Here is a 12,247-nt window from a genome sequence, read left to right as displayed (position 1 = left end):
ATTGTAGTTGGAGAGAAGCGTGGGGCAATCAGAGATGGCAGTAAAGAGATTAAACGATAATCTTTTAACACCTGTGCAAAAGAGAAATCGAAAGCAAATTCAGGTGTGGCTTTATTCTATTTTATTGCTTTGCTTGGCAATTGTTTTGGTAGGGGGTGCGACCCGTTTAACGGGATCAGGATTATCGATAACCGAATGGAAGCCAGTACATGGCGTTATTCCACCAATCGGTGTTGATCAATGGCAAGAGGAATTTTTAAAATATCAACAGATAGCACAGTATAAGCTGCTTAATCCTGATATGACTTTAAGTGCTTTTAAGGTCATTTTTTGGTGGGAATGGGCACACCGTGTTCTTGGGCGTCTTGTTGGTCTTGTCGCTTTATTAGGGTTAATTTGGTTTTGGGCGACGAGGCGTATTGAAAAAAATATTTTACTCCCGCTTATTGTTGTGCCTATCCTTATCGCTTTTCAAGGCTTTATTGGATGGTGGATGGTCGCTTCAGGGATTGGGCAAAGTAATCTGACAAGTGTGAGCCAATATCGTTTGGCTTTTCATCTTATAACGGCATGTTTGGTTATTATTTTTGTTACTTATTTATCTCGATGTCTTTCAGAATATTCAGAAAAACCAGCCAATCAAAAGGTGCAATATTTTGCTGCTTGGCTCGTTATTTTCGTCTTAATAGAGGTTTATTTGGGTGCTTTAGTTGCAGGGCTTCATGCTGGAAAAGTCTATAATACATGGCCCCTTATGGATGGTCAGGTTATTCCTGATGGATTATTTCAGCATCGTCCTTTTTGGCTCAATTTATTCGAAAATCCCTTAACGGTTCAATTTATTCATCGGTTTTTTGCTTATTTTTTATTTATTGTCTCGGCTTTTCATGCTTTCTATGTACAAAAAAATGTTCCGCATTCAACCCACTCTCGTCGGGCATTTTTTATCTGCGTTATGATCATGATCCAAGCACTTTTAGGTATCTTGACGCTGTTACATGAGGTTCCAATAAGTTTAGGACTCATTCATCAAGGTATGGCATTAGTCGTGTTGTGTTTTGCGGTTGCACACTGGCGAGCAACAAAAGGCGCATATCGCGTTATTGAATAAAAAGCTTTTATCCAGATGGCGTTTAATTGCTTGAGAGCATTAAATTGAGGTTTTGGACAGCGGCGGCTGATGCGCCTTTTCCTAAATTATCGAATAGAGCACAGAGATTAAAGATTCCTTCGCGATCATTTCCAAATACAAACAGTTTCATACAATCTTTATAAGCAAAACATTCTGGATTCAGTCTTTGAAGAGAAGCTGTTTCATCTTGTGAAGCAACTGAAATGATGTTTTGTCCATCATAATGGTTTGCAAGAATTTCGCGCAGATCAGAACAGTTTGCTGATTTTGTGAATAAATGGCGGTGAAGTGGAAGATTCACAATCATTCCCTGAGGAAAACGACCAACACTGGGTATAAAAAGTGGCGTGTGGTTGATTTGTCCATAGAGTTTAATTTCTGGCACATGTTTGTGTTCAAGATTGAGCCCATAGATAAAATAATTTTTTTGAATATTTTCTTGAGATTGATTTTCCATTTTTGTAATCAATTGCTTTCCACCACCGGTATAGCCGGAGATTGCATGAATCGAGATGGGATAATCGGCGTTTAGTAATCCTGCTTCGCGAAGTGGGCGAATCAAGCTAATGGCTCCGGTGGGATAACATCCAGGATTAGATACGTAATGGGCTGCTTGAATGCGTTTTTTTTGGCCTGCCGTCATTTCAGGAAAACCATAGACCCAGTTTGGGGCAACACGGTGAGCTGTTGAGCTATCAATAACCCTAATGTTTTTATTTTTTTTAAGCCAATGAACGGTTTTACGTGCTGCATCATCTGGAAGACATAAAATAGCAATATCCGTTTGATTAAGATAGTCTTGCCGCAAATGAACATTATGGCGATCCTCATGGATGAGAGAGAGTAGTTTTAAATCTGTACGTTTTTCTAAGCGTTTTTGTATTTGTAGTCCGGTTGTGCCGTATTCGCCATCAATGAAAACTTTGGTTACCATTTTTAACTTGCCTTGTATTAATTTTTTCTACGATATCCAGCTTTTCTCATTATAAATTATTTAAAATCATTACCAACTTAAATAATAATCATTAACTTATTGAATTCCTTTAGGTTATAGATATTTTTTTGTAAAAGATATCTATAAGAACGTAAAAGCAGAAATTTAACTTCATTTTTTACACTTTTTATGAGGAAAGTTTTTTGCTGTTTCTATGATGAGGAATGAGGTAGATATTTGTATCAGTATTTTTGAGTGTAAGTGGTTTAAAATGTTTGGTTTGCTTGGTTGGCTGTGTTATCGTTTAGTGACTTTATTTTTTAATGTTAGGAACGTGTTTTATGACTCAGCAAAAAAATGATGCCCAAAAGCGCTTTTTTAATGATAATTTACAGACAGTTGATAGTGCAATTTTTAATGCCATTAGAGGGGAATTTGAGCGTCAACAACATGAGATTGAGTTGATTGCTTCAGAGAATATCGTTTCAAGAGCGGTTCTTGAAGCACAGGGTTCTGTTTTAACCAATAAATATGCAGAAGGTTATCCAAGAAAGCGCTACTATGGCGGGTGTCAATTTGTCGATGTCGTTGAAGATTTAGCCATTGAAAGAGCAAAACAGCTTTTTKGTGCTGCTTTTGCAAATGTACAGCCTAATTCTGGTAGCCAAATGAATCAAGCTATCTTTCTGGCATTACTCCAGCCTGGTGACACATTCATGGGATTGGATTTAAATGCTGGTGGTCACCTTACGCATGGTTCATCTGTCAATATGTCAGGAAAATGGTTTGATGTTGTTTCTTATGGTGTGCGTCAAGAAGATCAGATTATTGATATGGATGAGGTTGAGCGTCTTGCAAAAGAACGCAAACCTAAACTTATTATAGCAGGGGGCTCATCTTATCCTCGATTCTGGGATTGGGAACGATTCCGTGAAATTGCAGATGAGATCGGTGCTTATCTTCTTGTTGATATGTCTCATATTGCTGGCCTTGTTGCTGGTGGTGTGCATCCTTCACCTGTTCCCCATGCGCATATTGTAACGACAACAACCCATAAATCGCTTCGTGGTCCTCGGGGTGGTTTGATCTTGACAAATGATGAGGCTTTATCCAGAAAAATTAATTCTGCTATCTTTCCTGGTCTTCAAGGGGGGCCTTTAATGCATGTAATTGCGGCAAAGGCTGTTGCATTTGAGGAGGCTTTGCATCCTTCTTTCAAGAGTTACAGTGCTAATGTTGTCGCTAATGCCAAAACTTTAGCAAAAACATTAAAGAATAATGGTTTTAATATTGTTTCTGGCGGTACAGATAATCATTTATTATTGGTTGATTTACGTTCGAAAAATCTAACAGGAAAACGGGCTGAATTGACTTTGGGACGCGCTCATATGACCTGTAATAAAAATGGCATTCCTTTTGATCCTGAAACGCCATCTATAACATCGGGAATTCGTTTGGGATCGCCTGCCGCTACAACACGTGGTTTTTTAGAAAAAGAGTTCACACAAGTTGGTCATCTGATTTCAGAAGTTCTTGATGGTCTTCGGAGTGCAAAAAGTGATGAAGATAATCATGCCGTTGAAATGGTTGTTAAGAAAAAGGTGGAAGATATAACGAATCAATTTCCTCTTTATTCTTATTTTAGCACGTGTTAAGGATAAAAAAGAGATGCGCTGTCCTTACTGTCAATATGAGGATACACAGGTTAAAGATTCACGTCCAGCAGAAGAAGGGGCGGTGATTCGCCGCCGCCGTGTGTGTTCCGTTTGCGGTGGTCGTTTTACAACTTTTGAACGTGTTCAATTGCGTGAGCTTTTGGTTACTAAAAAAAGTGGACAATGTGAGCCATTTGATCGTGATAAATTAATGCGATCAGTTGATGTGGCTATACGTAAGCGCAATATTGATCCTGATCGTATTGAACGAGCAATCTCTGGCATTGTACGCCAGCTTGAGAGTTTGGGCGAACCAGAGATTGCTTCAGAAAAAATTGGACATCTTGTGATGGAAGCATTAAAAAGAATTGATGATATCGCTTATATCCGTTTTGCTTCTGTGTATCGAGATTTTCGTAATGCAAGCGATTTTCACGATATTATCGATGAGCTGTCAAAGGGTATAGCGGATACAGAATCTCGTTTTGATGAATAAAAAAGTGCAAGATGAACGGTTTATGGCTGCAGCTATCCGTTTAGCAGAGCGTCATGTAGGACTTACTGGTGGGAATCCTTCAGTTGGTACGTTAATTGTGCAAAATGATAGTGGTGCGGGACCATTTATTGTTGGCTATGGCGTAACAGCTCTTCATGGGAGACCTCATGCGGAAGTGCAAGCTTTACGCATGGCTGCTTCTCTGGCTCAAGGAGCGACTGCTTATGTTACTTTAGAACCCTGCGCACACTATGGAAAAACTTCTCCGTGTGTCAATGCACTTATTGATTCCGGTATTTCCCGAGTTGTTGTTGCTCTTACTGATTGTGATAAGCGTGTGGATGGACGTGGTCTTGCTCTTTTGCGTGCGGCTGGTATTGAAGTTGTTGAGGGCGTTTTAGCTGAAGAGGCTTTTGAAGCCTTATGGACGCATTGGTGTATAAGAAAGATGCAACGCTGTGCTGTCACTTTTAAAATGGCAGTTTCTGCCGATAATAGTGTGGGAAAAAGAGAAAAGGGGGGAATAAAAATTAGTGGAACGCTTTCCCATACCCATACGCATATTCTACGGGCTCAAAACAATGCTATTCTCGTTGGTATTGGTACTATACTAGCAGATGATCCACAACTCAATTGCCGCTTGCCAGGGATGGAATTGCGCTCACCAATTCGTATTATTTTGGATGCAGACTTATCTATCCCCCTTGATGCGAAAGTTGTCCAAACAGCCATAAAAACTCCTACATGGGTTATTTGTGATGTGGATCTTTCAAAGAAAAGCAAAAAAAATGCATTGGAGCAATATGGTGTGTCTGTTTATTCGGTAGAGATGAATAATGGTTTTGTAGAACCCTTTGCTCTTTTACAGATGCTTTATAAACATGGGATTAATAGTGTTTTACTGGAAGGGGGCGTAAAGACAGGGGAAAATTTTTTGAATGCTGGTTGTGTTGATCATTTAATATGTTTTTATAGTCCTATTGTTTTAGGAAAAAAACGGATTAAAGCTCCTCATTTTGAAAATTATCTCTCGCAGTTTCATGAGGTTGAGACAAAAATGTTTGGAAATGATCGTTTTTATAAATGGAGACGTAAGACATTATGTTCACAGGAATTATAACGGATATCGGTTGTGTTGAAGATGTTCAATCTTTAAAGCAAGGAATACGTTTAAAAATTTCTACACGCTATGCTATAGAAACTTTAGCAATTGGTGCATCCATTGCGTGTTCGGGAATTTGTCTGACAATTGTGGAACGAGGATTTAAACAAGAAGATTCCAATTGGTTTGTTGTTGAAGCTTGGGAAGAAGCGTTGCGTTTGACAAATCTTGCACAGTGGACAAAAGGAACTTTTGTTAATTTAGAACGTTCACTCAAATTGGGTGATGAAATGGGTGGGCATTTGGTTTTTGGGCATATCGATGGCTTGGCTGAGGTTATTGACCAAAAAAATGAAGGGGATGCAGTTCGTTTTTTTCTAAAAGTTCCAACACGGTTTACACCCTTTATTGTAAATAAGGGATCACTTGCGCTTAATGGAACATCTTTGACTATTAATTCTATTGAAGATTGTATTTTTGATGTTCTTATTATTTGTCATACACTGGAAATGACGACCTGGGGACAAGCTAAAATTGGCGATCAGGTCAACTTAGAAATTGATCATTTTGCTCGCTATGCTGCAAAATTTTCTAGCTTTAAAATGAAAGCTGAATAAGCCAAAACTCTATTGATCGCCTTTAGAATTTTATGCTCTATAAGTTTGATTTTTTTGATTCGTTTTTTGTGGAATTCCATTATGATGAAAGAGATACGTAAAAAACCTCATGTATTGATTGTTGAAGCACGTTTTTATGAAGAAATTTCTGATGCGCTTTTGAAAGGTGCCGTGAGTGCTTTGCAAAAAGCTGAAGTAAGTTATGATGTTGTAACAGTTCCAGGCGCCTTAGAAATACCAGCTGCAATAGCTTTTGCTGAACAAAATAAGATATCTTATGATGGTTATGTTGCACTGGGGTGTGTTATTCGGGGTGAAACATATCACTTTGAAATTGTTGCTAATGATTCTTGTCGAGCATTGATGAATTTAACCGTTCATAAGCACTTAGCTATTGGTAATGGTATTTTAACTGTTGAAAATAAAGAGCAAGCATGGGTGCGCGCAAAACAAGATGACAAAAATAAAGGTGGTTTTGCGGCTGAAGCTGCTTTATGTATGATCGCCCTAAAAAAGAGATTCGGAGATAATCGTTAAATATGGCTGATATAAAAAGCAGACATTTTCCGCGTTCAGCCAATAAACGTGGAGCAGCAAGACTGGCTGCAGTTCAGGCTCTCTATCAAATGGATATCGTGGGGTCGGGAGTTAGGGAAACAGCTGCTGAGTATGAGGCTCATCGTTTGGGAAAAGATATTGATGGAGACCAGTATCTTGAAGCTGATTTTCAATGGTTTTTGGCAATTATAACGGGTGTCGTAAAAGATCAAAAGCAACTTGATCCTCTGCTTCATCAACAGCTTTCTGCAGAATGGTCTCTTTCACGTCTTGATTCTATATTGCGAGCAATTTTACGAGCAGCTTTATGGGAGCTGATCAACCGTAAAGATGTTCCTGTTGCGGTTGTCATGAATGAATATGTTGATATAGCTAAAGCGTTTTTTGAAGGTGATGAGCCAAAACTTGTTAACGCAGTTCTCGATAGTATGGCAAAAAAAATCCACCCCTAATCGTTATATTTTTTATCTTATTAGATCTGATAACATCAGATCTAATAAGATTGAAACAATAAGTAGATAATATACTTTAGTTAGGGGCTGGTAGATTTGCAGGACCTTTTATAATTTGGATTAAGAAAGGGTGTTCTTTTGTTATAGTTGGTGTTGTTTGCGTAATGAAATCAAACACTTGGCCATCTTGTAGGCCATAGTTAGCAACTCTTGAAACCTGATTATTTCCATTGAAGTAAATCGCTAAAACTTTGCGATCAACAATTTTTGTTTTCATAAATTGCATTCCACGATAGCGCGTTTGTGAAATGTAATAAAAAATTTCATTATCATATTTCGTTTTTAATGAAGGGGTTCCTAAAGTTAAAAGAACTTGCTCTTGACTTGAGCCAACAGAAATAGAACTTAGAGCATCTTTATCAAGAATATAGCCCTCTCTATAAATTTGGCTTGTCCCTGAGGAATCAAGAAGACTACACCCCGCAAGTGTTACGATGCTTGCTATTGATAAACCAATCAACAATTTACGTTTGATTAAGGCCATTATGTGAGGCATTTGAAACAATGATATCTCCTTTTTATACTAAGATGTACGACAAGAAGGCAACCTCAAGTTTTTCTAATTTTAGCTTAATCTACCGTAGCTTACATTGAGTTTCCCTGTTATAAAGTAAATTATGCCATATAGAATTTCTTTAGAAAAGAAAAAAATGAATGAAATATACTTGAGCTAAATAAAAGCACAGTATTTTTATAGGTTTTTATGTTTGGGAGTTGTCAATGAATGTTCAAAATGTTTCTCAAATGGCATTTGCTTTGGCTTATCCAATATCCGTACGTTCTCTTCCTGCTAAAGGTATAAGAGTTCATCTTTGTGCAAACAAAAAAGAATGTACACATTTAGCTCAAAATCATGATTTAGTTGCAGTAAAATCTTGTGAGGGAAAATTCCATATTCTTTCCTGGAAAAAACGTGGCGTGCGTATAAAAGGTTTGTTGCAAGCGCGTATAGTACAGTTATGTGTTGTTACATTAGAACCATTAGAAAATATTCTTCGTGAAAATATTGAGATTGTTTTTGTTCCTGAAGATTCAAATTTAATGAAGCCCAAAATATCAGAAGATACACGAGAATTGTTTTTAGATATGGAGGGGCTTGATACGCCGGAAGTATTTTATGATGATAAAATTGATATTGGTGCAGTTATGGAAGAGTTTTTTGAGTTGTCTATTAATCATTATCCACGTAAAGAGGGGATAAAGATGAATGTGGTTAAAAATTTAGAAGAAGTAGAGCAAAAGTTCTCGCCATTTTCTGTTTTGAAAAGTTGGAAGTGATTGTAAAAACATAAAAAAATTATCTATTGTATACTATGATAAAAACGGTATTTTCTGCGGACCTGTTTTCGCAAAATGTGTTTTAATAAGTGTTTAGTCACTCAAAATCATAATATGCGTTTAAAAATGTAAATGAAAAAATGTGGGATATGCAAGCGTGATTAGAATTTCTGTGGATCTCATGGGCGGTGATTACGGTCCAGAAGCAGCTATTGCAGGAGCAGCAATTGTCCAAAAATATTTGTCAAATATTCATTTTCTATTTTATGGAATAGAAGAGGTCGTTCGTCCGGTTTTAAAAAAATATCCCTGTTTGGATTCTGTATCGCGCTTTTATCCTACTGAAAGCTATACACGCATGGATGAAAAGCCAAGCCAAGCCCTTCGCAATGGACGTGGTAAATCTTCAATGTGGTATGCCATTGAAGCGGTAAAAAATGGTAAAGCTGATGCTTGTGTTTCTGCTGGTAATACGGGGGCACTTATGGCCATGTCTTATTTTTGTTTAAAAATGTTGGCAGAGGCTGAACGTCCTGGTATTGCGGGTATCTGGCCAACACTTCGCAGTGAGAGTATCGTTTTAGATATTGGAGCAACGATTGGTGCATCTGCTAGTCAGTTGGTTGATTTGGCGGTTATGGGAGCAGGCATGTTTCGCGCTTTATATCACACTGAAAAACCAAGTGTTGGGCTTTTAAATGTGGGGGTGGAAGAGGTTAAAGGACTTTATGAAATAAAAAAAGCAGGAATGATACTACGTGAGGTGCAATTAGAAGGATTGGAATATAAAGGATTTGTTGAGGGCAATGACATTGGAAAAGGAACTGTTGATGTTGTTGTAACTGAAGGATTTTCTGGTAATATTGCTTTAAAAACTGCAGAAGGGACCGCGCGACAGATAGCAGAGATTTTAAATTCTGCCCTGCGCAGTTCTTTTTTAACATCTCTTGGTTATTTTTTATCGCGGGGTGCTTTTCGTACACTAAAAAATAAAATGGATCCCGATAGGGTGAATGGAGGAGTGCTTTTAGGTTTGAATGGGGTGGTCATAAAAAGTCATGGCAGTGCTAATGCTAATGGTTTTGCTTCTGCTATCCGTGTTGGTCATGAAATGGTTAATAATGGACTTTTACAAAAAATAACGGCTGATTTACGGCGGTTTCATGAAAATAAACAAARACTTTTTGATCAGGAAGATGAAGTGGTGATGAGTGGAGAATCCTTATGATGAGCTCTTATGATGGAAGTGAAAAATCTGAAGAAAAGGTGAGAGCTGAATGATTCGATCAATTATACGTGGTGTAGGAAGTGCTTTGCCGAAAAGAAGTTTATCAAATGATGAGATTGCAAAATTTGTTGAAACATCAGATTCATGGATTGTTCAACGTACAGGAATACATCAACGTTATATCGCCAATGAAAATGAAACAACAGTTTCTTTAGGCGTTGAAGCTGCGCAAGCGGCTCTTATAAATGCGGGCCTTACAATAAAGGATATTGATTGTATTATTTTAGCAACCTCAACGCCAAATCGTACATTTCCTGCTTCTGCTGTTGAAATTCAGAATGCTTTGGGAATGAGACATGGATTTGCTTTTGATATTCAAGCTGTTTGCTCTGGTTTTATTTTTGCTTTAACAACAGGAGATTCTTATTTACGCTGTGGAGCAGCTAAAAGAATTTTAGTTATTGGATCCGATACATTTTCTCGAATTTTAGATTGGGAAGATCGTACGACATGTGTTTTATTTGGTGATGGTGCGGGAGCTGCTGTTTTGGAAGCACAAGAAATTGAGGGGGGAGGTGCTCTTGAACTTGGTATATTGTCTGCAAAACTGCGTTCTGATGGTGCTTATATCGATAAGTTGTACGTTGATGGCGGACCTTCAACAACACAAACGACAGGTCATTTGCGTATGGAAGGACGAGAAGTTTTTAAATATGCTGTTGGTATGATAACGGATGTAGTTGATGATTGTTTTGCAGCTGCAGGTATGGATTCTTCACAACTAGATTGGTTTGTACCTCATCAGGCTAATAAGCGCATTATTGAAGCATCTGCTAAAAAACTGGGAATTTCACCAGATAAAGTTGTGATTACCATTAATCAACATGGTAATACGTCTGCAGCATCAGTTCCATTGGCTTTAACAACAGCTCTTTGCGATGGAAGAATAAAAAAAGGAGATCTTATCATGTTAGAAGCCATGGGAGGTGGATTTACATGGGGAGCAATTCTTATTCGTTGGTAAATTATGGTTACTTGACCATATTTGAATAAAACGTATAAGTCATTTTGTAATTTTTAATATTTTAATAGGTGGTTATAATGACAAGTAAGACAGTAACGCGTGCAGATTTAGCGAGCGTAGTTTGTAAAAAAGTGGGCTTGTCACATACTGAATCAGCAGCTTTGGTCGAATTGGTTTTGGATGAGATTTGCAATTCACTTGTAAGAGGTGAAGCGGTTAAATTATCTTCTTTTGCAACTTTTCAGGTTCGCAGTAAGCATGAACGTATTGGACGCAATCCAAAAACAGGTGTTGAAGCACCTATTCCGCCGAGACGTGTTGTGACGTTTAAGGCTGCAAATATTCTTAAACAGAGAATTTTAGATTCGCATCGTGCTAGACAGAAAATGATATCTCATAAATAAACGCTGTGATAATATTTGGTATTTGTTAAAAAATGTGAAATAAAGACCTTTGTTTTTTTAAAAAGCTGTTTAGTAAGTATTAAGGTCCTATTTTTGACTAATCTTGTTGAGAAATTGAGACGTAATGAATCATTATCAAACCATTTGTCATGTTTTAGATAAGGTGTTGCAAAATGGATAAAAGCTCTGATGCTTTTCGCACAATTAGCGAAGTAGCCGAATTATTGGAGCTTCCGCAGCATGTTTTAAGATTCTGGGAAACACGTTTTAGGCAAATTAAACCAATGAAACGTGGGGGAGGAAGGCGCTACTATCGTCCAGCCGACGTTGATTTGCTCAATGGTATTAAGCAGTTATTGTACGATCAGGGTTATACAATAAAAGGTGTGCAGCGCCTTTTGAAAGAAAATGGTGTTGCTTTTGTGGCTGCATTTGGTAATGGCGACCTTGATGCTATGAATGTTGTCATAGAGAAAAAACATGCAGGACAAACTTTTGAAAATACGAGCAATAAGCCTAAGAAGTCTTCTTTTGGGCTTTTGAGTTTCATGAGGAATGAGGGAGAAGTCTCTGTTGGTTCTGTAAATCTTTACAAAGATAAAACCGATAAAGCATTGTTGCAAGAAACCCTATTTGAACTCATTGAATGTAAGCGTGTTCTTGATAGAGCACGATAACAATAATATTTTGCATTTTATATTGTGCTTCTTTTTTAGCAAAACATGTGTTTTAAAAAGTTTTTTATAAGTCAATATTTAGCATTTAGCGCAGCAATGTGTTTTTGTCGATATTTTTAGATGATTTTATAAGTGTGGCTCGAGCTTTATATGTTAAACGAGTAACTCATATATACCTTATGTGCGTAGTTGATTATTTTTTTAGGAAGAGTTTTTAATTTACTTAAAGAGGAAAGAATGAACGCCGATTTTGTCATTCTTCTTTGATTTAGCTTTATAACTCTCAAGGGAAGTTAAAGCGATCTCTCATCAGTGTAGATTTCGGGATGTTGGTGTAATTATCGTAAAAATCTAATCATAGTCACGTCATCCTCCTAATATAAAAATAACAGATGAATGCTATCAGTTAGTCATTAATATTCAATTGTTTACAATTTTTACATTTAAATAGCTTATAGTGCTTAAATTAAACTCTTTCATCAACCGACCTCTTAAAATATCATCACGTGATTTTTACTGATGATCGGTAATCATGTATGAAACCAAAAGGTACTAACTATTAAATCATTTAATCTTGTACAAAAATTGATGATTTATAGTAAAAAAATTAATGGCTTACTATCTTCTATG

Annotated in this window: 14 protein-coding genes; 12 read left to right on the top strand and 2 right to left on the bottom strand. The window is 37.3% G+C overall.

The genetic code is table 11. From position 1 onward, the window contains the following. Nucleotides 1–19: 19 nt before the first annotated feature. Nucleotides 20–1,111, top strand: coding sequence for a COX15/CtaA family protein (locus HWX04_RS00165; RefSeq protein ID WP_175868235.1), 1,092 nt, complete (start codon nucleotides 20–22; stop codon nucleotides 1,109–1,111). A 22-nt stretch (nucleotides 1,112–1,133) separates the two neighbouring features. Here the strand turns inward: HWX04_RS00165 and argC are convergent, their stop codons facing one another. Next, the gene (gene argC, locus HWX04_RS00160) at nucleotides 1,134–2,066 is read right to left on the bottom strand and encodes an N-acetyl-gamma-glutamyl-phosphate reductase (RefSeq protein ID WP_175868234.1); all 933 of its coding nucleotides are present in this window, start codon (nucleotides 2,064–2,066) and stop codon (nucleotides 1,134–1,136) included. A 341-nt stretch (nucleotides 2,067–2,407) separates the two neighbouring features. On the opposite strand from argC, the gene glyA reads away from it, so the two are divergent. The 6 genes from glyA (at nucleotide 2,408) to nusB (ending at nucleotide 6,946) form a co-directional block, all read left to right on the top strand. Then, nucleotides 2,408–3,721, top strand: coding sequence for a serine hydroxymethyltransferase (gene glyA, locus HWX04_RS00155; protein WP_175868233.1), 1,314 nt, complete (start codon nucleotides 2,408–2,410; stop codon nucleotides 3,719–3,721). A gap of 13 nt (nucleotides 3,722–3,734) precedes the next feature. Next, nucleotides 3,735–4,217 carry a transcriptional regulator NrdR gene (gene nrdR, locus HWX04_RS00150; RefSeq protein WP_175868232.1) on the top strand — a complete coding sequence of 161 codons (483 nt, stop codon included), beginning with the start codon at nucleotides 3,735–3,737 and terminating at the stop codon, nucleotides 4,215–4,217. Then, nucleotides 4,210–5,337, top strand: coding sequence for a bifunctional diaminohydroxyphosphoribosylaminopyrimidine deaminase/5-amino-6-(5-phosphoribosylamino)uracil reductase RibD (gene ribD / locus HWX04_RS00145; RefSeq protein ID WP_175868231.1), 1,128 nt, complete (start codon nucleotides 4,210–4,212; stop codon nucleotides 5,335–5,337). Before nrdR ends, ribD begins: the two co-directional genes overlap by 8 nt. After that, nucleotides 5,319–5,936 carry a riboflavin synthase gene (locus HWX04_RS00140; protein ID WP_175868230.1) on the top strand — a complete coding sequence of 206 codons (618 nt, stop codon included), beginning with the start codon at nucleotides 5,319–5,321 and terminating at the stop codon, nucleotides 5,934–5,936. The genes ribD and HWX04_RS00140 overlap by 19 nt, the downstream gene beginning before the upstream one ends. Before the next feature lie 81 nt (nucleotides 5,937–6,017). Next, complete coding sequence (locus HWX04_RS00135; protein WP_175868229.1) at nucleotides 6,018–6,473, top strand: 6,7-dimethyl-8-ribityllumazine synthase; 456 nt, start codon at nucleotides 6,018–6,020, stop codon at nucleotides 6,471–6,473. A gap of 2 nt (nucleotides 6,474–6,475) precedes the next feature. Then, a complete protein-coding gene (gene nusB / locus HWX04_RS00130) occupies nucleotides 6,476–6,946 on the top strand; it encodes a transcription antitermination factor NusB (RefSeq protein ID WP_175868228.1) in 471 nt (156 codons plus the stop codon). 76 nt (nucleotides 6,947–7,022) lie between these two features. Here nusB and HWX04_RS00125 read toward each other — a convergent pair whose 3' ends face one another. Continuing rightward, nucleotides 7,023–7,502 (bottom strand): outer membrane protein assembly factor BamE, encoded by a 480-nt coding sequence (locus HWX04_RS00125; protein WP_175868331.1) that lies wholly within the window; start codon nucleotides 7,500–7,502, stop codon nucleotides 7,023–7,025. Between the two features lie 224 nt (nucleotides 7,503–7,726). Between HWX04_RS00125 and HWX04_RS00120 the strand changes: the two genes are divergently transcribed. From HWX04_RS00120 to HWX04_RS00100, 5 genes are all read left to right on the top strand, one after another. Next, a complete protein-coding gene (locus tag HWX04_RS00120) occupies nucleotides 7,727–8,284 on the top strand; it encodes a YceD family protein (RefSeq protein WP_175868227.1) in 558 nt (185 codons plus the stop codon). Nucleotides 8,285–8,441: 157 nt separating this feature from the next. Continuing rightward, nucleotides 8,442–9,512: a phosphate acyltransferase PlsX gene (gene plsX, locus HWX04_RS00115; protein ID WP_175868226.1), complete on the top strand. Its 1,071-nt coding sequence runs from the start codon at nucleotides 8,442–8,444 to the stop codon at nucleotides 9,510–9,512. Nucleotides 9,513–9,561: 49 nt separating this feature from the next. Further along, entirely contained in the window at nucleotides 9,562–10,536 is a 975-nt protein-coding gene (locus HWX04_RS00110) for a beta-ketoacyl-ACP synthase III (RefSeq protein ID WP_175868225.1), read from the top strand. A gap of 77 nt (nucleotides 10,537–10,613) precedes the next feature. Beyond that, nucleotides 10,614–10,940: an integration host factor subunit alpha gene (locus HWX04_RS00105; RefSeq protein WP_175868224.1), complete on the top strand. Its 327-nt coding sequence runs from the start codon at nucleotides 10,614–10,616 to the stop codon at nucleotides 10,938–10,940. A 173-nt stretch (nucleotides 10,941–11,113) separates the two neighbouring features. Beyond that, on the top strand, nucleotides 11,114–11,617 hold the full coding sequence (locus tag HWX04_RS00100; RefSeq protein WP_175868223.1) for a MerR family transcriptional regulator: 504 nt from the start codon (nucleotides 11,114–11,116) through the stop codon (nucleotides 11,615–11,617). The last annotated feature ends 630 nt before the right edge of the window (nucleotides 11,618–12,247 follow it).

The organism is Bartonella gabonensis (assembly GCF_903679515.1).
In the GTDB taxonomy this organism is placed as follows: Bacteria; Pseudomonadota; Alphaproteobacteria; order Rhizobiales; family Rhizobiaceae; genus Bartonella; species Bartonella gabonensis.
Note: the sequence above shows the minus strand (reverse complement) of the source record. Positions and strands in the feature narration are given on the sequence as shown.